The following is a 21,160-nucleotide window of genomic DNA, read 5'->3' on the forward strand; positions in this document are numbered from 1 at the left end:
GGTATTTTACAGGCCGATGCCTATGCTGGTTACAACGAGGTATACCGAACCGGCAAGGTTATTCAAGCGGGTTGTTGGGCCCATGCCCGACGCAAGTTCCATGATATTCATGTCCATCGGCCCTCTGATATTACCCATCATGTGCTCACTCAAATTGGCCGTTTATATGAGATTGAGGCCGGCATCCGGGGCAGTCCACCACAAACTCGTCAGGCCGAGCGCCAGGACAAGTCATTGCCAATTGTGCTTGCCTTGCATGAGTGGTTCATGCAGCAGTTGCCGACCCTGTCACGTAAATCCGTAACGACCGATGCCATCCAGTATGCCCTTAACCAGTGGCAGGCCTTGACACGCTATCTGGATGATGGGGAAATCGACATCGATAATAACGCTGCAGAACGAGCCTTGCGCGGCGTGTCTGTTGGACGCAAGAATTACTTATTCCTGGGTTCGGATGCGGGTGGTGAGCGGGCGGCAACGCTTTACAGTTTGCTGGGCACGGCCAAACTGAACGGGATCAATCCCGAGGCGTACCTGTGTCATGTGCTGTCGGTGATTGCCGACTATCCGGTTAATCGCATCGACGAATTATTGCCCTGGCGAGTGCAGCTGTAAAAAACAAGTTTTAAGCTGTCAATACGGTATGGGGCGGAGCATTACAGTAAAACGCTTTTGAGGAAATGAATATGCATTCCTACTGGGTATGGAAACGAGTACTCCCCGCCCCCCTCTGTCACACTAGTTGTCCGATACTTCATGTATGTCAACTATCCTGACACAGGGGGTGTTATTCAACCAATGGGTTTCCGCTTGTTAATTGACCAGCCTGGCTTTTATAAACAACAAAATTACTTAAGGCAACACCAAAGTTATCTCTTGTGCGGCACTTTTCAATACAGGCAAGAAACGTTGCACCATTTCTTCTGGCGATACCAGCCAGGGGTTACAGCTCACAATTAACGCCAGCATAACTTGATTGCTGCGATTATAAACAGGTACCGACAGCGAACACATCCCCAGTTCCAGCTCTTGATTCACCAGACAATAACCTTGCGCACGCACCTTCTTGATTTCCGCTAATATTTGCCTTGCCGTCTTGGTATGTTCCGTAAGCTTTTCACAGGGGTCATCCCTGAAAAAAGCCTCCAGTTGTTCATCGCTTAAAGCTGCCAAAAAAACACGTCCTGTTGAGGTTACATACGCCGGCAGACGCGCGCCTATCTGAAGATTCATGGAAACAAGCCTGCTACGGCTGGCCCGTCCAATATAAACAATATCCTTATCTTCAAGAACAGTGACAGAGCACGACTCGTTCAGGTCACGGGCAACCTGCTCAATAATGGGCGTCACACGCTCCATAAAATTAAGTGATGCCAGATATGAATATCCCAGATCAAGAACTTTAGCGCTTAAACTGAACTGTCCATTGTTTTGATTTAAATACCCCAACTTAGACAAAGTCAGCAAAAAGCGTCTTGCCGCAGCCCGGCTAAGGCCCACCTTTTGCGCAAGCTCGGTAACTGTTAAACAGGGGGTTTCATCGTTAAATGACTTAATAACCTCCAGTCCCTTGGCAAAGGTTGTCAAAAAATCCTTGTCGGAATCATCTGTTTTTATAATCTTAGACAAAACCCTCTTCCCTATGCAGATAAAACATAGGGTGACATTGGCCACCCTATGAATCATATTAAAACTTAGTTGCCGTATTTGTCTACATCAATCTTGGAATAAACTTCATCCCAGTATAATTTTTGTAAATCTTCAGCAGACTTGATATCAGCCTTGGCAACAATATCACTCCATTTATCAACCAGTTTGGACATTGTGCCAGACAAGTCTTTCATTCGGGCAGGGTCCAGCTTGTATTCCTGCGCATAAAACTCAGGGATATAAGCCAGGTCTTTACTGATGAATTCATGTGATTTCTTCAGTAACTCAGGATCAGCCTTCATGACATTAATCCCTTTTTGACGCGCTTTCTCCAGGTCATCCATCGCTTGCTTCTGATAACGATAGGTGACCTCTGATGTCATGACTGAACCGGCTTTTAACAAGGCCTCTTTTTCAGCTGCGCTAAACTTGTCCCACTTGGTTTTATTTAAAGTAGCCGCACCACCCGCTGCATACAAACCACCGGGTATATCAGTCACAATATTTTTCACCACTTCAATCAAATTAAAGTTGGTCAACTCGGTTGCCGAGAAGAACGTACAATCTACCACACCTTGGCTTAGCGCCTCGTAAGCTTCGCCAATTGGCAAGGCTACCGGCTGGGCACCAAATTCACGTGCCCAACGTGCCCATGGCGCGCCTGAAATACGAATACGTTTACCCTTCAGCTCTTCGACAGTATCCACGGGCGAATTACAAAACATAGTATATACTGGGGTTGAAACCACGCCGGTATATACCTGATTGTTTTTCTTGAACTCTTCCAAGCATTCGGAGCAATTAAGCATGATGTACTCCAGCATCGCGCCTGAATAAGCCATCCCTTCTTTTTCGGGAATTTGGTCATTAAGCGCAACCGACATGCTCATATCAGCCCCCAGGTTTGAGAATGGGTAGTCTGAAGGGCTGTAAGCGGTTAACAAATAGCCGACATCTGCCAGACCTTTATTAATCCCCTCACTCATTTCAGAATGACTGAGCAGAGAAAGCTCAAAAATACGAACCCGATGCTTGTTGTTGGTTAGCTCTTTTACCGCTTCAGCATATTTTTGCGCTGCTTCAATGGGGGCGCCCGAAGGAAATCCAACCGCAAAACGCAGCGTATCTGCTTTAGCCGGCATTGCAAAAGACGCCGCTACAAGCGCGCCACCAACCAGACCTGTTAATTTCTTCATAGAAAACATGAAATGCTCCACCTTAGTTATCAATCACAAAAAAAGATTTCATTACTTAATTTTTAATGCATACATAGTGCATTTCCAAAAACTCGTCAATGCCATGTACAGAACCTTCACGACCGATTCCTGACTCTTTAACCCCGCCAAAAGGAACGGTTTCAGATACAAAACGGGCGGTATTGATGCCCAACATGCCATATTCCATTTGATCACTTAAACGGAAAATCCGGCCTTTGTCTTCCGTGTAGGCATAAGCGGCCAGGCCATAATTGGTGCTATTGGCAAGGCGAATAGCCTCTTCTTCCGACTTAAAGCGATAAACGGCAGCCACAGGACCAAAGATTTCTGTTTTAAAAACATCCATTTCGGGTGTAACATCGGCCAGAATAGTAAAGTTGAAAAACTGTTTGCCAATCTCGGGAAGATAGCTGCCGCCCTGAACAAGACGCGCCCCTTGCTCTATGGCTTGATTCACAATTGAATCAACTTTCTGGATGGCTTTTTCATTGATTAGCGGGCCATGTGTTGAATCAGGCTGCAAACCATTGCCCAAGCGCAATTTACCCAAGGCTTCTTGCAGCTTGACAATAAAGGCCTCATAGATGCCATCTTGCACCAGCAAACGATTGGCACAAATGCATGTTTGCCCCGAGTTATAGAATTTGATGGCAATGGCCCCCTGCACGGCGGCATCCAAGTCTGCATCATCAAAGACCATGAATGGCGCATTACCACCCAATTCCAGACTTAATTTTTTTACGGTATCTGCGCACTGACGGCTAAGAATCTTACCCACCTCGGTAGAGCCCGTAAATGACAGTTTTCTGACAATCGGGTTGGCGCACAGCTCCTGTCCAACTTCATGGCCAGAACTGGCGGTAATGACATTGAGCACACCGGCAGGAATCCCGGCCTGTTCAGCCAGGGCTGCCAACGCCAGTGCTGACAAGGGAGTGTCTTCCGCTGGCTTGATGACCACAGAACAACCAGCAGCCAGGGCCGGTGCAACTTTTCGAGCAATCATCGAATTGGGGAAATTCCAGGGTGTAATGGCAGCCACCACACCCACCGCACGTTTTTTAACAAACTCGAAATTACCCGCGGCACTAGGTGGTAAAACATCCCCATTAACACGCATCGCCTCGTTGGCAAACCAGTCAATATAGTTGATTGATGAAGTGACTTCGCCTTTTGCCTCGGCCAGGCTCTTGCCTTGCTCGAGGGTTAAAATGGTGGCCAGTGTCTCAAGATGGGCCTCAACCAGTTGAGCCCAGCGCTTTAAAATAATCGAGCGTTGCTTGGCGGTTTGTTTGAGCCACAGTTTTTGTGCCTGCTCCGCCTTTTCAATCGCCAATCGGGTATCTGCCTGCCCCATATCAGGAACCAGCACGATTTGTTCGCCTGTGGCAGGATTGAATACCGGATATTTTTTTCCGCTAATCGCTTCAAGCCACTGACCATTAATCAAGGTCTTGTCCTTGATGAATTCAGTTACTTCTTTATTCATTGTTATCCCTCCAAAAAAAGCTTTTTAATTCGATACCCATTCAGGCAAATACAGGATGATTTCCGGAAAAATCAAAAACATGCCCACTATGGCCAGGTCTATCACCAGGAACCACAGGATCCCCTTGAATACCTGTGAGGTTGTCACTGCATCGCCAACGACACTTTTTACAACAAACACGTTCATGCCAACGGGTGGAGTAATCATGCCGATTTCCAACAATTTAGTCAGAATCACGCCAAACCAGATCAGGCTGAATGATGTGGTCTCGATAATGGGCAACAGCACCGGCAGAGTCAGCAACATGGCACCAATGGGCTCAAGGAACATGCCCAGCACCAGGTAAATCAGGAAAATACCCAACATCACCATCACTTCATTGGCTTCCAGCTCAATAATAAAGTCAGCGATGAAATCACCTGTTCCAGACAGCACCAGAAAGCGTGTCAGTAAACTGGCACCCACGGCAATAATCAATAAAGCACTGGTGGTGACTAATGTTTCCAAAGCAGCCGCCTTGAAAGCGGTCCATGTCATTGCCCGTTTCAAAATAGCAACCACGCAAGCCAAAAACGCACCAATCGCACCGGCTTCATTGGGGGTAAACACGCCGCCAAACAACCCGCCAAAAATGCCAATCATGATCAGAAAAATAGGCCAGGTATCTTTTAAGGCAACTACTTTATCCTTGAATGAAATTTCCTCCTTGACATCCTGAGCCAAAGACGGATTAAGCTTCACCCGGACATAAACAACCAGGACATAACCAATAATCGTTATCAGGCCAGCGGTAATGCCCCCCAGAAACAATTGAGAGATGGAGGTTTGCGCAATCACCCCATACAAAATCATGATGATTGAAGGGGGAATCAGGGCACCAATGGTACCGGCAACCGCAACCGTACCGGTTGCCAGGCTGGGATCATATTTGTAGCGAAGCATTTCCGGAATGGCGATCCGGCCCATGGCGGCAGAGCAGGCAATGGAAGATCCGGAAACAGCGGCAAAGCCTGCCGAACCAAAAATAGAGGCGATCGCCAAACCGCCAGGCACGCCTGCCAACCAGGCCCTGGCAGCCTTGAACATACCTTGGGTAAGGTTGGTGTGATAGCAGATAAAGCCCAGGAACAAAAACAATGGTACTGAACTAAGGGTCCAGTTAGCGGCAAAGTTGTAAGGAATGATACCCAGTGAAGACATGGCAATATCAACCCCAACAACAGCCCAAATACCCACAAACGAGACGGCTATCAATGTAAAACCAATGGGCATTTTTAACAATAACAGTACAAATAAAGCAATAAGCCCTATAAACCCGATGCTAATATCGCTCATTTTTGCTCCCCAATCATCTGGTTATTTTCTTTGTTCATTAAGTAAAGCAAAAATTTCACCAGGCAATAAACACCCAATAAGCCAGCCCCAAAGCACAAGATGAAGTAACTTGGCCAGGTAGGAATTGTGTAATCACCTTGCATGACCGAGGTTTTGGACGCCAGATTTTTCAAGGCGACCCCCCAGGATACATAGGCGATTAAAAATGCGGTGACTGACACAAACAGACTGCCAAACATATCAACAAACCGGTTCATTTTTGGCGAAAAAAAACCAGATATCAATTCAACGGAAATAGCGGCCTTGCATTGTTCGGTATAGGCCAACGGCAAAAATATCGCGATAATCATGTAGTAGTGCGCAACGAACGTGATGGTTCCTGGCAAAGGTTTATTGATAAAAAACCTGGCCACGATGTCCGCTGTCACATGGATCATCATTAATGCAATTGCCGCCCCACCAATCAAGGTAATCACTTGATTGATTTTTTTTAAAAGTATTTCTATGTGATTCATTATTCATGCTCTCTAATTTCATATCCATCCAGGACGGGTTTTCTCCAAGCCCATCCTGGCCTTTGATATAACGTTCAGCTATGAATTTTCCAAAACCAGACGGCCTTCAACCTGCCCATTGGTCAGCTGGTTCAAGGCATCATCGGCCTCATCTAGTGGCCTGATTTGAATAGGCAGATTGATCAAGTCATGTTTGTTGGCAAACTCGATCAGTTCTTTCAGGTCCCCCAGTGACCCTGTGTAAGAACCAATAATTGAAATGGCTTTGGTAATGATGTAGGGAATGGGGTAAGACAGCTCGCCACCATGCAAACCAACAATAATCAGTTTTCCACCTTTACGGGTCAGGTTAAGACCCATTTGGACTGTTGCATCACCACCCACAAAATCAAGAACGGCTGCACAATTGGCATTACCAGCACGCAGTACCGCTTCCGACACATTCTCCCTGGAAGAATCAAAAACTGATGTTGCACCGACTTTCAGGGCAAGTTCACGTTTTTGCTCAGACAAATCCAGACCAATAATGTTTTTCACACCCAGCAAAGACAAGGTTCTGATGGCAAGCAAACCCAAGCCACCGCAACCAATCACAACAACGGCTTCATCTTCATGAATATCACCCATTTTTTTAATGGCTGAAAAAGTGGTTAACCCCGAGCATGCCAACAAAGATGCATGGGAGGGATTCAAATTACCCAAGTCCATTAAGTAACGTGGATGTGGCACCAATACATACTGGGAATAACCACCCGGTTTAAAAACACCTAACGCAGCTGGCTTGGTGCAAAGATTCTCTTCACCTCTTTTGCAAACAGAGCACTCACCACATCCAATCCACGGATAAACCAACATTTGTTTTCCAGGCTGAACATCACCAGCCTGATCGCCAGCCGCTTCGATCGTGCCAACAATTTCATGGCCCAAAGTGACAGGTAATTTGATTCCACGCTCTTCCAGCGATAATTTTTTGCCTTGCCCAAGACCATAATAGCCTTCATAAATGTGAACATCACTATGGCATACACCACAATAATTCACGCGCACAAGAACCTCGGTTCCAGTGGGTTTAGGTAATTCCACTTCCGTTCTTTTCAGGCCCATGCCAAATTCATTGAACTGGTACCGGACGTAAGTATTGACTTCAGTCGTCATATTTCGAGCTCCCCCAAGGGTAAATATTTTGTTTAATGCTAAAGCGATATGATTTATTTGAAAATCAATTTGTTCGCATATCGCACATCTTTTACACTAATCGCACAAAAGAATATAACTGCAGCTCTACATAGCGTCAATTCTTTTACCCCTAAACCTAGGGTAATTCTGGATATAAAATGTTCTTTTTAACAACGAATTTATTTTTGATAATTGTTTTGAGCTTGTAACACCCAGTTTTTCCCAACACCCTTTTGACAGATTGAAGTCTGGTTTTTACCGCTGTACTCGGTTGGGCCCCCTGTGTCAGACTAGCTGGACAAACACCGGCTGGCTAGAATTTAAAACAAAATCCTGAGCGGCACTGACCGGATACCTTACAAGCAATGTACAATTCAGGGGCAGTATAATTTTCAAGATTTAAGGATTTGAAGCAGACTTCATGGCTGCCAAATAAAAGGTATCCTGGTCTTCTGTAAAACAGGGTTGTGAATATGATGCCACCGACAAAGAAAGTCAAAAAGCAAGAACCTTCGCTTATCGTGATTGTTTAGACCCGGCATCCAGTTACCGGGAATTTGAAGAGTGGTTTATTTCTGTATACAAAACGGCCCGTGAAGAACAAATTCATGCACTAGAGCAGGGGCAGCAACTTAGCTTGCAAGAAACCCCATATTTTTCACTTATTAAAGTCATACAAGACGCAATAAATACCGTATTAGAGCCTGTTGGTTGGCATGATTTGGAGTTTAGCCAAATGTTTGATGAATCACTGGTGTTAAAAAATAAAAACAAAGGTAAATTTAAGGTAGCACAGCTAAGCGACGGTATAAAAAACATGCTGGGTCTGGTGGCTGATATTGCTTACCGTTGTGTACTGTTAAACGGACATTTAAATAAAGATGCCGCCAAGAAAACACAAGGCGTAATAATGATAGATGAAGTGGATATGCATCTGCATCCTGCTTGGCAACAAACCGAAGACTTTTCTGAGTTGCTAACAAAAACCATTGAGCTACATGAACGAGGATGATTTACGGTATTTGAACCGTATGGTGATTGAACGCTTGAACTTGATTGCACAGGCCAGAAGTACCGTACAGATGGCTCAATTTGCGCAAGGCGACCGGGTCAGTTTCATGGCTAGCGATGGGACAGAAAAGCAGGGTACTATTCTGCGATTAAATCAAAAGACTGTTAGTCTGCGTACCGATGACGATCAACGCTGGAAAGTCTCACCTGTTTTTTTACGTAAATTAACGAACTGAGCGAGATAACGTTACCTATTAAGTCACGAGTTGAGTTCTAACGCCCCCTTTAAGCCGTAACGTACAATCACTCCTTGCCAATCAAACCCATATTGGGTATGATAAAACCCAATATGGGTTTGAAAATTAATTCACAATCATCGCATACGAGCTTTTCCGACGCTCTATTCTCCGGTACCAAACAAAGGGTACTGGGGGTTTTATTTGGTCAACCCAATCGTAGCTTTTATTCAAACGAATTAATCAATTTGGCTTCCAGCGGTTCAGGTGCCGTTCAACGAGAATTAGCCTCATTGGCAAATAGTGGCCTGATTACAGTAAAAATGGTTGGCAATCAAAAACACTACCAAGCGAACCATGACTCCCCCATCTTTGAAGAACTATGTTCAATCGTTCAAAAAACCATTGGCTTGGCTGATCCACTTCGTCATGCGCTTCAGCCCTTGGCATCTCAAATCACCGCTGCATTCGTGTATGGTTCTGTTGCCAAAAAAACCGATACCGCCAACAGTGATATTGACTTGATGCTAATCAGTAATGAAATCAGTTATGGAACGCTTTTTTCCTTATTGGAGGAAACCAGTCAATTACTGGGGCGTTCGGTAAACCCCACTATTCTAAGCCAGGAAGAATTCAATAAACGCCTTGAAAATCAAGAGTCTTTCTTAACACGAATACTGGTACAACCAAAAATCTGGATCATGGGGGAAAGCAGTGACCTTGGCATTTAAGAATCGGTCTGGCCCAGGCAAGCCATTACGGGCAGAACCCCCTGACAAGAAGGAATTTGAGGGTTTGAAGCGCTCTGGTCAGGCCAGATTACACGATGCCAAAAACACCACCCTCTCAATCGAAAGCCGGTTTGATCTTGCCTATAACGCAGCACATGCACTCTGTTTGGCCGCACTTCGATGGCACGGCTATCGTTCTGGCAATAGATACGTTGTTTTTCAACTTTTACCTGATACGCTGGGCCTTGGCCCAGAAATATGGCGTGTATTGGCCAAGTGTCATAATATTCGCAATTTAGGTGAATACGAAGGCGACCTAAACATCAATGAGCGTATCGTTATTGATTTAATAGATGCCTGCCAAGTTGTTGCGGAAAAAATTAATGCATTGCTACCATTAAAGTAATGTATTTGAAGACAGCGTTTTTCTTACTAAAATCGTAACGCTCCGCCAACACCGTATTGACAGCTTAAAACTTGTTTTTTACAACTGTCCTCGCCAGGGCAATAACTCGTCTACGCGATTAATTGGATAGTCGGCAATGATTTTTCCTGCCGCTCGGCCCGGTGAATGTATGGCGCACTGCCCCGGATGCTACCCCCCAGCCAGATCGTGCCTGACCTGCTGGACAAAGGCATTTATATGGCCTCGGAATCCACCTTTTATCGTGTGCTCAGCGAGGTTGGGCAACTGCATCACCGTGGCCAAAGCCGGACACCCCAGCGTCGGCACGAACCCACCAGGCCAATGGGCCTTGTGAAGTCTGGTGTTGGGATATTACTTATTACCCATCAACGGTACGGGGCAGTTTTACTATCTTTACCTGTTTGAAGACCTGTACAGTCGCAAGATCGTGGGGTATGAAGTCCATGAGGCACGGCAATGGGTTGAACGCTTTGTAAGCTGGTACAACACCGAGCATCGTCATAGCAAGCTCAACTTCGTTACACCCCAGCAACAGCATAACGGTAAAGACACCGCACTACTGGCTCAACGCCAGGCAATACTGGAGCAGGCCAAGCTGCGTAACCCCTCACGCTTTACCTATAAGCAAGAGCCGTTCGACCTAATTGGCGTGACGAATATAATCAAAGGGGGTGCACATAAATACAGTGGCCGAGCCGTACATACCGTGGGCGGGCTGCTTATGCATTCCAGTCTGGCGGTCACGGCAGACGGTCTACCATTGGGTTTGGCAGCGATTAAGTTTTGGACAAGAAAAAAGTTTAAAGGATCGCGGGCTCTATCTAAAAAGGTCAATGCGACACGGCTGCCGATTAACCAAAAGGAAAGCTTTTGCTGGTTGGAAAACCTGCGGGAGTCCACGTCTTTAATCGCTCGGCCCGAACAATGCGTACACATTGGTGATCGCGGTAGTGATATCTATGAGCTGTTCTGCACCGCTCAGACCTATGAGCTGTTCTGCACCGCTCAGACGCATGGCACCCATTTTCTCATTCGCACATGCGTAGATCGGTTGGCGAGTGATGGTGGACACACCATAGCGCAGGAGATGCAAGACACTCGGATCAAGGGATTTCATCGCGTGATGCTGCACGATAAGAACGACAAAGCAACCCATGTCAAGCTGGCGATCAAATACCGGCGAATCACCGTTTTGCCCCCAATCGGAAAGAAAAAATGCTATCCGCCCCTTGTGCTCACCGTGCTGCAGGCGAGTGAGATCGACGCACCCGCGCACCGCAAAAAACTGGAATGGAAATTAATCACCGATTTGCCCGTGCGGACGCGCAAAGAAGCAATTGAAAAACTGGACTGGTATGCGATGCGCTGGAAAATTGAACTCTTCCATAAAATTTTAAAATCCGGCTGCAAAGCCGAAGACTCTAAGCTCAGAACAGCACAACGCCTGACCAATATCATCGCAATATTTTGTATCATCAGTTGGCGTATCTTTTGGATGACGATGCTCAATCGCACATGCGAAAATTGCCCAGCTCGAACAGCGTTGACGCCCGGCGAAATTGGAATTTTACAGTGCATGATCAAGAAGAAAACTCAGGCCGATAGCCCGGCGTCATTGTCCGAGTGCTTAGTGCAAATTGCCAAACTGGGCGGTTATCTTGCCCGAGCCAGTGATCCGCCACCGGGCAACACCGTGATGTGGCGCGGGCTTGCGAGACTCTCCGATATACAGATGGGATTCAATTTAAAAACGGCTCAATAAGTTATGGGTAATTGCAAGGTTAATGGCGCGCTTACTGACAAACACCGGGTGACAATATTCTCCAAGTAGTAAACAAACCTGTTTAGGGACTGTTATAATAATTCAATAATCTGACAGGATAAAAAATGAAAAAACAGGATTTTAACGAATTTTTGAAACGTGTAGATCAGCAAAAAAAAGAAACCCAAGCAATTGATTGGGAGAAAAAAAAGAATGAATGGCTGGCTTACCTTAATAAACTTTACGAAAAATTTAATTTGTACTTAGAAGAATATATTGCTGAAGGTATTATTACTATAAATTATCAAAATGTGAGCATAACAGAAGAATATATTGGTAGTTATACCGCTCCAGAAATGATAATTAATCTGGGTAATGAGCAAGTTATTTTAACACCTGTTGGCACCAATTTAATTGGTGCAAAGGGAAGAGTTGATATTGCCGGGCGCTTAGGGTCTGCACAATTGGTACTTATTGATGCAAATACCAGAAATGTAAATGACCCTCTACGGAAACCTGAGAGTGAGAACCAAGAACCAACAAACGAATCAGAAGAAAAAAAAGCGTTACCCAAAACATGGGAATGGAAATTTGTTTCAGCTCCTCCTACACGAAAATTCCAGCCTGTAAATGAAGAGACCATTTATTCAGTAATTATGGAAGTTACTAATGGCTAAAAATAAAAAAATTTCTTTCTCTAGCGCTGAGCTAACTATTAAAGAAATTGAAGAGTATTATATTGTTTCTGAAAAGGCACTACGACTTTTTTATAATAATACTAATATTTATTTTATTGGTTATACTGCCACTGAATTAAAAAGTGAACTTAACTCAAGAATTGAAGAGTTAAATAAAAATACAGCACTTACCTTGTTATCAGCCATAGAAGCGCACTTTCGTATAGATTACTTGCAAAGAGTATATACCAGAGATAAAGAAAATATATCTAAATGCTTTCGAGAGCTTTATGGTAATAAAAAAAATAAAGCAGCACTAGCAGATGACATTCTAGAAATCTGGAAAGGACAGGTTGCCAATAAAAAGGTAATTGAAGACATACGCTCTGCCCTGAATTACCGAAATTGGCTTGCACATGGCCGTTATTGGGTTGTAAAGCTAGGGCGAAATTATGACTTTACCACAGTATTAAACTTAGCAATATACGCTCAAAAAGAAACCCGAATCGATATGGGCGCATAAGGTGTATTAGTTGATAGCAAGCCCCCTGTGTCAGGATAGTTGTCATTTTCCGATTTCAATTTACTCGTTCCAACGCTCTGAAGTGACCCAACAAGTTAAATAGATGTCCAAATTTTGGGGGACAGTTCAGAGCATGGAAGCAAGTCAGGCCAACAGCAATTAACCTATGCCACCGCCCGCTACAAACAGTACCTGACCGGTTATGTAAGACGCCTCTGGCGCTGCAAAAAAGCAGATGGCGGCGGCGATTTCTTCCATTTGGCCCAGTCTGTTCATGGGCGTGTCACGCAAGCTTTGGGTGTAAATACCCTGCATCCATTCCTGTTCCTGGGCAGAAAGCGGATTGGCGTTGCGTGGAATTGCCCGCTGCCCGTTATCAATGGCACCCGGTGAAACGCAATTAACGCGCACGCCGGTTTCACCCAGTTCCATTGCCATACTAACGGTGGCGGCATGCACACCCCCTTTGGCAGCAGAATAAGGCACGCGATAAATGCCGCGTGTTGCCACGGTACCTACGTTCACGATAGAACCGGACTGCTGTTCTTTCATGACCGGAATCACTTCCCGGCAGCACCACAGTGTTGGCCACAAAGAACGGTTGATTTCCTTCACCATTTCATCTTCGGCATATTCCCAGAAGGGTTTGGCCCAGATGGTGCCGCCCACATTATGAACGGAAATATCAATCCGCCCCCATTGGTTTAGCACGGTTTCAACCATTTCACGCGCACCGGCATGGGTTTCCAAGTCCACACCAATCGTGATGGCCGTCCCTCCGGCACTTTCAATTTCCTGTTTAACGCTGTTGCAATGCTCAATCGCCCGGTCAACCAGCGCCACTTTCGCGCCTTCTGCTGCCATTCTGATTGCCGTGGCACGTCCAATACCCTGAGCGGCTCCCGTGACAATGGCTATTTGTCCGTCAAATCGTTTGTTGCTCATTTTCTTTTCCGTTCCTTGTCTTATCAGGCAGCTGCCAATTCATTAGGCTTGGTTTTTTCAACCGGTTTAATGATGATTAACGCAGCGGTAGCGATGGCCAGAGGCAATGCCAGGCTCATGTAAAAACCACTGGTGCCCACCTGTTCCAGTACCCAACCACCACTTGCCGAACCAATAATGGCACTTATCCGCCCTACCGCGATGGCCCAGCCGGTTGCCGTGGCCCGCAAGGTTGTGGGATAGGCCTGTGCCACCATGTAGTTCAATACAATTTGCTGGCCGCCAATACCCAAGCCAGCAGCACCAGCCAGAATGAAGACCCATGTCCAGTTGGTACCGCTATTGCCCAAACCAACACTTAGTAAAATACCAAAGGTAAACATGACCAGCAGCAAGATGCGTGTATTAACCTTGGGCAAAATAATAGCTAAAGGAATAGCACAGATGACAAAAACTGCATTGACTGCCACGGTGCCCATAGGCGCCTGGTCTGCAGGCAAACCACTGGCTTTTAAAACGGTTGGCAACCATGACAGCAGCATGAACCATGCCACCCAGTTGAACATGTAAATTGCCCAGACTGCTGTGGTGTTACGGGCCAGACCATTTGCAAACAGCGAAGACACGCGGGTTTTCATTTCGGGTTCAGGCACAGTAAATTGTGCATCGGCCGCCAAGGGTGTTTTAACGATTCTGCGAATAATGCCCTGGATTTTTTCAGCATTACCGCTTTTTTTATGGCTGGCCAGATATTGCATTGATTCTGGCAGCGCAAAAATCAATACCAGCAGCAAGGCTAGTGGCACCACACCACCAACAATGTAAATGCCTTCCCAGCCAATAACCGGCAGCATTTGGGCCGCCAGCAAGCCACCCAAAATGGCACCCAGCACCATGCCTGCCGTACCCGCTGCCATGACCGGCCCCAATGCGCCGGGTGCCAGGTCAAAAGCCTGAATAAGCGCAGGACCGGTAAAGGCTACTGCCTGGGTATCAAAACCATCAAAGATGGCAATTAAAAAACACATAATGGTATATGACAAAAGTAAGGAGATGCTAAAACGATGGGATATTTGAAGTTGGACGTTTCCAAAAAGCCAGCCGGAAATATACACTCCCACGCAGGAGCATGGGAGCCAGGGAATGCATATTAAAACTTAAGTGCATCTGACGCCAGCCCCTTGCTTCCTGCTGCCTGCACCGTTTTGCCATTAGCCCGGAAGGCCTGCATATAAGGTCCTATATCGGTCAGTGTTTGCTCCACCCAGTTCATGCTTTGGTTGCGTTCAGGCTGAAAAAGATCTGGAGACTGAAACTGAATCCATGCAGTCATGATGGGACCACATCTTTCCGCATTTTCATAATTTGGGTTCAAGGGGTCGTGATAGGGTTCAGGAAGCCTGCCATCGGGCATCAACTTATTATCGTCCTGTTTCATTTCAACCGGTTTATCATTTTCAGTCCAGTTTATTGATAAAGGCAATTCTTTAGACCGAAATTCGCATCTATATCCATCAGGGGTATGCCACCGGTTGTCAAGCCGTCCCACCTCTGTTCCGGGCGGGTTTCCGTATTTGGTACGCAAAGCGCCAATCACTTCATTTTCCGATACGGTATTTCCAGGCATATATACGCGCCGCCATACGGCCAATACTTTACCTGCGGCAGCAGGCGGCTCGTCAATAATGGCTATGAACTCACGCTGGTCCTCGGAAATAAACAATTTTCCTGATGAGGCCGGTGTTACCCTGCCCGATTGTGCCGAGCCGTCGTACAAGCGTTTGCCTTCAAGAACACGCCCAACTTTCATGTGTTTTCGTATCGTGTTTTCTGCGTCAGTCATTTTCATGCCAAGCTGAAGACCAACAATATCCCAGCCATAAGGTCCTTCAGGGGTTTTATATTTAAGCATCTCAGGTTCCGCCTGTGCAGCAGCTAAAAGGCTTTGTACGGACTGCCCGGGATCAGGCAACTGGGGTTCAAACCTGGTTTTTCCTCTGTCACTATAATAGGTAATTTCCTTCAGTTTTGCATCAAGAATAATCGCCTGACGGTCCCGGCTAAGCGGCGCCAGCTTTCTTTTCCTGACAAACTCGGGGGGCAACAGGTCGCTAAAATGCGGTTCAGCAGAAACCATACGCACCCCGGTTATTTCAATTACCGCTTCGGCTTGATTGGCGGTACTATTATTAACGTTGGGCGCGGGTGGCAGAGCGTCGTTAAGATAAAGATAAATAGAGGCCAGATCGGAATTATCCGAATCGTAGCCACTTAAACCGCAGCGTTCACCGATTTCCTGATAACGGTCATAAACCTCAACCGCAAAATTAACCATCTGCAAATCTTTAACTCGGTCTTTAAGTGAACGCCCCAAGCCTGGTTTTTGGTCAAACTCAATCTGCAACGCGCTGCTCCTTCGTTCACGGACCAAGGCGTTAAAATTTGAATGGTCCCGTGCTTCATTCTCTTTGCGTATTTCATAAGACGCTTTGCTTCTGCCTGGCAGCCTTATTGAGCGGTCATTCAGATTCAAAATAACAACATGAGCAGTGCATTCTATTCCGCGCCAACCATCATGACATCCAGCAAGGCCGGGCTAAGCGAAAGCGGTCCTTTAACAGGTGCGGGTGCAGGTGCGGCAAACGCATTTTCTGCTTGTACAAATTTACCTTTAAGTTTGCTTACTTCTGTTAAATCACGCTTTTCAATCACACCTTGCTTATTCTCAACCGTCATGCGCAACGGTTTAAGACGAAGAAAAAAATCCGTTTTCTTATCACGATGCAGGATGGGTGTAAGGGATTCCAGCTGGAACACCGTTTTTTGGCGTAACGTATCATCAGATACCGGGTAAGCAGAGCGGGGTATATCAAGCGTGTATAAATTGATTTGATCGGGCGCCATCAATAATAGATTACCCGGATTAGACGGGTAGGCAATTTGATCTTTGGGAAGCTGCTCACGCTGAATAAAACTATCGAAGGTATTTTTTGGGAGGGGCCTATACCCGAACGCATTCTTCAAATTCGTTTGTGCCCAAAAAACAGTTACCAAACCCACTCTTGATATACGGTTTTATAGCGTCCTCAGAAAAAAATTTTTTAATATAATGGCACTCTGATCCTCTATGCTCTGATGGTTCATTCTTGGCAAATTTAGGTGCTTCGCGTGCAAAAACCATCAAATCCATCACGTCCTTCAAGGGACCTGTCTGAGTCTGCCCAGGCATCTGGTAGACATCAGACACAAGGGGTATTTCCTGAAAATATTCAAATACGATTGGCTTGAAAGTGGGTGACGGTGCAGCCAGTTTGCCCAGGTCGTATTGGGGGCCGCTTATAGTCGCTGACGGTGTGGGCAAGGCATTGGAGCCAAACTCGGGCAAGGGCTGATTCGCCCCCTGCCGATCCTGAGAGGTTCCAGGTGAATCAGGCGTTATGGATGAAGCAGAAGACAGTGCCCCAATGCGTTCTGCATACGCCTTCAATAAGCAGGAGCGGTCGGCACCGCATTGATTGCGCCGGTTTAACCATTGAAGTTGTTCGTCTTGCAAAGAAGCGGTTTCCGGCCCCTGTTGGGCCTGTGCCTGGGCATAAAGCACTAATAACTGGCTATCCAGCGTTCCCAGCACTACATCGCTGCATAAGGTAATTTCTGTGGGCGATACTGCTTTGGTGCAATCAACGGCAGAACGGCCTTGCCTGCTATTTGATGTCGCGGCAAACGCAGTGGGTTGTTGCGGTTGAGCCGACATAGGCTGTGATTGGCCTTCAGATGAATATCCAGCCGAAGAGATTATGTCTGCACTTGACGCAATCTCTTCTGTGTCTGTATTGGCGACATGTCTATGCACCGCTGAAAGTGTGGCGACACTGCTCCTGTCCACTCGACTTGATACAGGCAAATCATTGTCACGCTGGAAAGCATTAAGGGCCGCCATGGTTTTGCGGCCCGCAATGCCATCGGGCGTACCGGCATCAGAGCCCAAATCATTAAGCATCTCCTGTGTTCGCAGGATTTCAGCATACGGCACTGAAGGTTTCGGATTAACCCGGGGCTGTTGTGGAGGTTGCCATTGCCGGTAATGCCGAGGCGCTGGCTGGTAGACACGTGGCGGTGGGTCATCATAATAGTAGACGCGAGGTGACGGTTGCGCAAGCGGTGGAATGATAACCCTCAGAAGGTCATTAAGATTTTGTGCTGAAACGCTGGAGCAAGCCAAAAGAAAGACGGCAAGAACCAAGCCTGGCATCGCACGCAGGCTTTGCAAACGAAAGCCGCTAATGCCCTGATGCCTGCAACGATGTAAAGACCTGGCAACAGCCACTTGACGTTGCTCTTCCAGATCGGACACCACATTAGGGATCTGCCGGGTAGAACTGCCGTTTTTGGACAGATTCAAACAGGTGTCCAGTAATTTTTCCATTTCACCACCTTTATTAACAAGTGACGGGGTTGGATACGTTACATCAAGACAAATATCGAAGTTGATTTTTAAATAATTGCTTTTTTAATAATTGTTGTTTTTCAGTAAAAATAACTTATCTTTCCATGAATTTCAATTTTTTAAGCAATTGTTTTTAATCGTAAAAATTGATTTTTTGACTTGTCAGTTCACTCCTGCGTGGGAATGCATACTAAAACTCAAGCCTAATTCCCAATCCCTCATGGGAATACATCATGGATGAACATATCCAAATTACCCCACAGGCATCCGTGGAAAAATACGTTTTGTCATGTCAGCCTAGAATCTGAATACCGCGCAAAAAAACTGAAGCAGCCTCTCGCAAACCACGAAACCAAGACTCGCTTCCATGCTCCTGCGCTGGAAGCCACACCCCTACAAACAAGCGGTTATATTTAAAAGCTTAAAAGTAATTTGTCTTGATCCGGCTTAATCAATATACTGGCCTGTCCTGATTTCCAATAAATCAAACCACATTTAACGTATAGTTGCTTCATGTCACGCTTCATTTTGTTCGTAAAAGTCAGCAGTCTGGTTTTATTATTGCCCGCTGTATCCGCCAAAGCACTTAATATCCACGCCACCAAATATCCCGGAAGGTGGACATCCGCATCCCGTACGCCCTATTCAGTGAATCAATCCATTTCAGACTGAGTTTTCTGCTTTGGTCCACTGGGATCGCTCACAACGAGCACCGCGAAAGTACGGGTGCTGGCAACGGGCAGCAACACACAATCTCGCAAACTGTATTTTTTCTGTCTCGCTACCATGCTCTTGCATGTGAACCACTACGAGCCCACAAACCATGCTTTTACGCAAACAAGTATTAAAATCCAGTTAAAATACCCCAAACGTTGACAAAGGCCTGAAAAACAACGGTCTTATAATTGATGAGCCACGCTCATCAATACAATCCAACGACACTTACTTCATTTACGCCTACCAACCCTATCGCTGAATACACCCCCAAAAAAACTCATGATCAAAAAAGCCATTCTTCCTGTTGCCGGTTTAGGCACCCGTTTTCTTCCTGCCAGCAAATCCATTCCCAAAGAAATGGTCACGGTGGTAGACCGCCCTGCCATTGAATATGTGGTTAAGGAAGCGGTTGAGGCGGGGATTGAGCAGATTATTCTGGTGACCCATTCGGCCAAGGCGTCTATTGAAAATTATTTCGACCGCAACTTTGAGCTTGAAACCACGCTGGAGCAAAAGAAAAAGTTTGATATCCTGAAGGAAATCAAGGACATCCTGCCACCCAATGTCAGTGTGATTAGCGTGCGCCAGCCCCAGCCCCTGGGCCTGGGACATGCGGTTTTATGTGCCCGGGCAGTTACCGGCAATGAACCGTTTGCCGTGCTGTTGCCCGATGTGCTGGTCAAGAACGCTTCTGGCAAGAATGACCTGTCTTTAATGATCCAGCGTTTTGACCAATCCGGGGCATCACAAATTATGGTTGAATCGGTGCCCGATAATATGGTGGACCAGTACGGGATTGTTGATGTTGCCAGTACCCCCGCCGAAGGCCAAAGCATTATCATGCAGGGCATTGTCGAAAAGCCGGCAGTGGATTCGGCCCCTTCCAACCTGTCTGTGGTGGGGCGTTATATCTTGCCGGCCCGCATTATGCAATTGCTGGAAAACACCCCCAAAGGCGCTGGCAATGAAATCCAGCTGACTGACGCGATTGCCCTGCTACAAAAAGAAGCAACAGTTGAAGCCTATCGCATGAAGGGGCAAACCTTTGATTGTGGCAGCAAGCTGGGTTATTTGAAAGCGGTGTTGCATTACGGGGTAGAACACCCGGCCTTGGGCGAAGATTTTAAAAGCCTGATTAAAGAACTGGCCATCTAACCGTACAATAGCCAACAGGAAAAACAGACATAACAGGACAAGCAAGTCAATCACCCCGCCCTGAAGGGCGAGGCTTGTGAAGTTAACGCTTCACGGGTCTGAGATTGTCCAGACCGAGTGCTTAGGCGCTATGTTGTACGTAAGTTCGTAGACCCATCCTGGGATGCTTCCTCAGTCCCAGGTTCTGGAAATCACCGCTGCAGACACGCTTCGGGTAAGCACGAAACGGGCGGTGATCGAAAGCCTTAAGGCTTTCAACTGGCGTACAACCTGGTCGAGGGGAGATGTCCGCAAGGACACGTTACCGCCGTAAGGCGAGAAAGGAGTAATCCATTGGATGTTTTTGTCGTAGACCGTCACGGCAAACCGCTGATGCCCTGCCATCCGGCACGGGCACGGCAGTTGTTGCGTCAACGACGGGCGGTGATTCATCGTCATATGCCATTGGTGATCCGATTAAAGGATCGCCGCCGGGATGAGAGTGCCCTCCAGCCGGTGCGCGTCAAACTGGATCCCGGCAGTAAAACAACCGGCGTCGCAGTGGTGCGGGAAGCGGTTAGTGTTGAACCGGATACCGGCGAGGTTCAGCGCCAGGCGGCTGTACTGGCTTTAATTGAGCTGATGCATCGCGGCCACCGGATTAGCGAAGCGCTGACCGCCCGCCGACAGATGCGCCGTCGTCGTCGCGGGGAATTACGCTACCGCGCACCCCGATTTTTAAACCGCACCAAACCGAAAGGCTGGCTAGCGCCATCCTTACAGCATCGGGTGGATACCACGGCAGCCTGGGTCACACGCCTCTCTCGTTGGGCGCCGATCACGGCCGTGAGCTCCGAGCTGGTGCGCTTTGATATGCAACAGATGCAAAACCCGGAGATTTCTGGCGTCGAGTATCAACAAGGCGCCTTGGCGGGGTACGAGGTGCGTGAATATTTACTGGAAAAATGGGGGCGCAAATGCGTGTACTGCGATGCGACTCAAACGCCGTTACAGATTGAGCACCTTCAACCCCGGGCACGCGGCGGTTCAAACCGGATCAGTAACCTGGCCCTGGCGTGTGGCCCATGCAACCTGAAAAAGGCTGCCCAACCCTTGAGCACTTTTTTGGCTAGGGATCCTTTACGGTTGGCGCGGATTCAAGCGCAAG

General features: G+C 46.9%; 23 protein-coding genes and 1 pseudogene. 11 read left to right on the plus strand and 13 right to left on the minus strand.

What is annotated here, in order from left to right; all coding sequences use genetic code 11:
- Positions 1-615: IS66 family transposase (gene tnpC / locus JHL22_RS15345; protein WP_200239398.1), on the plus strand; the 615-nt coding region annotated here is incomplete at its 5' end.
- A gap of 237 nt (positions 616-852) precedes the next feature.
- Here tnpC and JHL22_RS15350 read toward each other — a convergent pair.
- From JHL22_RS15350 to JHL22_RS15375, 6 genes are all read right to left on the minus strand, one after another.
- On the minus strand, positions 853-1,674 hold the full coding sequence (locus tag JHL22_RS15350; RefSeq protein ID WP_200239400.1) for an IclR family transcriptional regulator domain-containing protein: 822 nt from the start codon (positions 1,672-1,674) through the stop codon (positions 853-855).
- A gap of 20 nt (positions 1,675-1,694) precedes the next feature.
- A complete protein-coding gene (locus tag JHL22_RS15355; RefSeq protein ID WP_200239402.1) occupies positions 1,695-2,846 on the minus strand; it encodes a C4-dicarboxylate TRAP transporter substrate-binding protein in 1,152 nt (383 codons plus the stop codon).
- A 55-nt stretch (positions 2,847-2,901) separates the two neighbouring features.
- Positions 2,902-4,356: an NAD-dependent succinate-semialdehyde dehydrogenase gene (locus tag JHL22_RS15360; protein WP_200239404.1), complete on the minus strand. Its 1,455-nt coding sequence runs from the start codon at positions 4,354-4,356 to the stop codon at positions 2,902-2,904.
- A gap of 24 nt (positions 4,357-4,380) precedes the next feature.
- Positions 4,381-5,691, minus strand: a complete 1,311-nt coding sequence (locus JHL22_RS15365) for a TRAP transporter large permease (protein ID WP_200239406.1) — start codon at positions 5,689-5,691, stop codon at positions 4,381-4,383.
- Positions 5,688-6,206: a TRAP transporter small permease gene (locus JHL22_RS15370; protein ID WP_200239408.1), complete on the minus strand. Its 519-nt coding sequence runs from the start codon at positions 6,204-6,206 to the stop codon at positions 5,688-5,690. The genes JHL22_RS15365 and JHL22_RS15370 overlap by 4 nt, the downstream gene beginning before the upstream one ends.
- Before the next feature lie 78 nt (positions 6,207-6,284).
- Entirely contained in the window at positions 6,285-7,361 is a 1,077-nt protein-coding gene (locus JHL22_RS15375) for an alcohol dehydrogenase (protein WP_200239410.1), read from the minus strand.
- Between the two features lie 658 nt (positions 7,362-8,019).
- Here JHL22_RS15375 and JHL22_RS15380 point away from each other — a divergent pair.
- From JHL22_RS15380 to JHL22_RS15395, 4 genes are all read left to right on the plus strand, one after another.
- Positions 8,020-8,394 carry an AAA family ATPase gene (locus tag JHL22_RS15380; protein WP_200239412.1) on the plus strand — a complete coding sequence of 125 codons (375 nt, stop codon included), beginning with the start codon at positions 8,020-8,022 and terminating at the stop codon, positions 8,392-8,394.
- Entirely contained in the window at positions 8,381-8,629 is a 249-nt protein-coding gene (locus tag JHL22_RS15385) for a hypothetical protein (RefSeq protein ID WP_200239414.1), read from the plus strand. Before JHL22_RS15380 ends, JHL22_RS15385 begins: the two co-directional genes overlap by 14 nt.
- A 113-nt stretch (positions 8,630-8,742) precedes the next feature.
- Positions 8,743-9,360 (plus strand): nucleotidyltransferase domain-containing protein, encoded by a 618-nt coding sequence (locus tag JHL22_RS15390; RefSeq protein WP_234041344.1) that lies wholly within the window; start codon positions 8,743-8,745, stop codon positions 9,358-9,360.
- A gap of 64 nt (positions 9,361-9,424) precedes the next feature.
- Entirely contained in the window at positions 9,425-9,766 is a 342-nt protein-coding gene (locus JHL22_RS15395; protein ID WP_234041345.1) for a hypothetical protein, read from the plus strand.
- 110 nt (positions 9,767-9,876) lie between these two features.
- Here JHL22_RS15395 and JHL22_RS16125 read toward each other — a convergent pair whose 3' ends face one another.
- Complete coding sequence (locus JHL22_RS16125) at positions 9,877-9,999, minus strand: hypothetical protein (protein WP_268918937.1); 123 nt, start codon at positions 9,997-9,999, stop codon at positions 9,877-9,879.
- Here JHL22_RS16125 and JHL22_RS16040 point away from each other — a divergent pair.
- The 4 genes and pseudogenes from JHL22_RS16040 to JHL22_RS15410 all read left to right on the plus strand — a co-directional run.
- Positions 9,956-10,448: pseudogene (locus JHL22_RS16040) on the plus strand (integrase core domain-containing protein); the annotation flags it as partial. The gene JHL22_RS16125 and the pseudogene JHL22_RS16040 overlap by 44 nt on opposite strands.
- A 60-nt stretch (positions 10,449-10,508) precedes the next feature.
- Complete coding sequence (locus JHL22_RS15400; protein WP_234041347.1) at positions 10,509-11,549, plus strand: IS4 family transposase; 1,041 nt, start codon at positions 10,509-10,511, stop codon at positions 11,547-11,549.
- Positions 11,550-11,674: 125 nt separating this feature from the next.
- Positions 11,675-12,226: a hypothetical protein gene (locus JHL22_RS15405; protein WP_200239422.1), complete on the plus strand. Its 552-nt coding sequence runs from the start codon at positions 11,675-11,677 to the stop codon at positions 12,224-12,226.
- Positions 12,219-12,749, plus strand: a complete 531-nt coding sequence (locus JHL22_RS15410; protein ID WP_200239424.1) for a hypothetical protein — start codon at positions 12,219-12,221, stop codon at positions 12,747-12,749. Before JHL22_RS15405 ends, JHL22_RS15410 begins: the two co-directional genes overlap by 8 nt.
- A gap of 159 nt (positions 12,750-12,908) precedes the next feature.
- On the opposite strand, the gene JHL22_RS15415 is transcribed toward JHL22_RS15410, so the two are convergent.
- The 5 genes from JHL22_RS15415 to JHL22_RS15435 form a co-directional block, all read right to left on the minus strand.
- Positions 12,909-13,694 carry a 1,6-dihydroxycyclohexa-2,4-diene-1-carboxylate dehydrogenase gene (locus JHL22_RS15415; protein ID WP_200239427.1) on the minus strand — a complete coding sequence of 262 codons (786 nt, stop codon included), beginning with the start codon at positions 13,692-13,694 and terminating at the stop codon, positions 12,909-12,911.
- 23 nt (positions 13,695-13,717) lie between these two features.
- Positions 13,718-14,737, minus strand: a complete 1,020-nt coding sequence (locus JHL22_RS15420; protein WP_234041346.1) for an MFS transporter — start codon at positions 14,735-14,737, stop codon at positions 13,718-13,720.
- A gap of 107 nt (positions 14,738-14,844) precedes the next feature.
- Positions 14,845-16,098, minus strand: coding sequence for a hypothetical protein (locus tag JHL22_RS15425; RefSeq protein ID WP_200239429.1), 1,254 nt, complete (start codon positions 16,096-16,098; stop codon positions 14,845-14,847).
- 152 nt (positions 16,099-16,250) lie between these two features.
- The gene (locus tag JHL22_RS15430) at positions 16,251-16,598 is read right to left on the minus strand and encodes a hypothetical protein (RefSeq protein ID WP_200239432.1); all 348 of its coding nucleotides are present in this window, start codon (positions 16,596-16,598) and stop codon (positions 16,251-16,253) included.
- Positions 16,599-16,695: 97 nt separating this feature from the next.
- Positions 16,696-18,120 (minus strand): peptidoglycan-binding protein, encoded by a 1,425-nt coding sequence (locus JHL22_RS15435; RefSeq protein WP_200239434.1) that lies wholly within the window; start codon positions 18,118-18,120, stop codon positions 16,696-16,698.
- 1,017 nt (positions 18,121-19,137) lie between these two features.
- Between JHL22_RS15435 and galU the strand changes: the two genes are divergently transcribed.
- Positions 19,138-20,013, plus strand: a complete 876-nt coding sequence (gene galU / locus JHL22_RS15440) for a UTP--glucose-1-phosphate uridylyltransferase GalU (protein ID WP_200239436.1) — start codon at positions 19,138-19,140, stop codon at positions 20,011-20,013.
- A gap of 171 nt (positions 20,014-20,184) precedes the next feature.
- Here the strand turns inward: galU and JHL22_RS16130 are convergent, their stop codons facing one another.
- Positions 20,185-20,313, minus strand: coding sequence for a hypothetical protein (locus tag JHL22_RS16130; RefSeq protein WP_268918936.1), 129 nt, complete (start codon positions 20,311-20,313; stop codon positions 20,185-20,187).
- Between the two features lie 33 nt (positions 20,314-20,346).
- Here JHL22_RS16130 and iscB point away from each other — a divergent pair.
- The coding region (iscB, locus tag JHL22_RS15445) for an RNA-guided endonuclease IscB (protein WP_200239438.1) at positions 20,347-21,160 on the plus strand (814 nt) is incomplete at its 3' end.

The sequence above is a fragment of the Advenella mandrilli genome (genome assembly GCF_016595155.1).
Lineage (GTDB): Bacteria > Pseudomonadota > Gammaproteobacteria > Burkholderiales > Burkholderiaceae_B > Advenella > Advenella mandrilli.

Coding starts and splice junctions, on each gene's coding strand:
- JHL22_RS15375 (WP_200239410.1), bottom strand. CDS start 7,361: ATGACGACTGAAGTCAATACTTACGTCCGGTACCAGTTCAATGAATTT.
- JHL22_RS15365 (WP_200239406.1), bottom strand. CDS start 5,691: ATGAGCGATATTAGCATCGGGTTTATAGGGCTTATTGCTTTATTTGTA.
- JHL22_RS15410 (WP_200239424.1), top strand. CDS start 12,219: ATGGCTAAAAATAAAAAAATTTCTTTCTCTAGCGCTGAGCTAACTATT.
- JHL22_RS15430 (WP_200239432.1), bottom strand. CDS start 16,598: ATGGCGCCCGATCAAATCAATTTATACACGCTTGATATACCCCGCTCT.
- JHL22_RS15360 (WP_200239404.1), bottom strand. CDS start 4,356: ATGAATAAAGAAGTAACTGAATTCATCAAGGACAAGACCTTGATTAAT.
- JHL22_RS15400 (WP_234041347.1), top strand. CDS start 10,509: ATGCATTCCAGTCTGGCGGTCACGGCAGACGGTCTACCATTGGGTTTG.
- JHL22_RS15355 (WP_200239402.1), bottom strand. CDS start 2,846: ATGAAGAAATTAACAGGTCTGGTTGGTGGCGCGCTTGTAGCGGCGTCT.
- JHL22_RS15390 (WP_234041344.1), top strand. CDS start 8,743: ATGGGTTTGAAAATTAATTCACAATCATCGCATACGAGCTTTTCCGAC.
- JHL22_RS15385 (WP_200239414.1), top strand. CDS start 8,381: ATGAACGAGGATGATTTACGGTATTTGAACCGTATGGTGATTGAACGC.
- JHL22_RS15405 (WP_200239422.1), top strand. CDS start 11,675: ATGAAAAAACAGGATTTTAACGAATTTTTGAAACGTGTAGATCAGCAA.
- galU (WP_200239436.1), top strand. CDS start 19,138: ATGATCAAAAAAGCCATTCTTCCTGTTGCCGGTTTAGGCACCCGTTTT.
- JHL22_RS15370 (WP_200239408.1), bottom strand. CDS start 6,206: ATGAATCACATAGAAATACTTTTAAAAAAAATCAATCAAGTGATTACC.
- JHL22_RS15435 (WP_200239434.1), bottom strand. CDS start 18,120: ATGGAAAAATTACTGGACACCTGTTTGAATCTGTCCAAAAACGGCAGT.
- JHL22_RS16125 (WP_268918937.1), bottom strand. CDS start 9,999: ATGCCTTTGTCCAGCAGGTCAGGCACGATCTGGCTGGGGGGTAGCATC.
- JHL22_RS15415 (WP_200239427.1), bottom strand. CDS start 13,694: ATGAGCAACAAACGATTTGACGGACAAATAGCCATTGTCACGGGAGCC.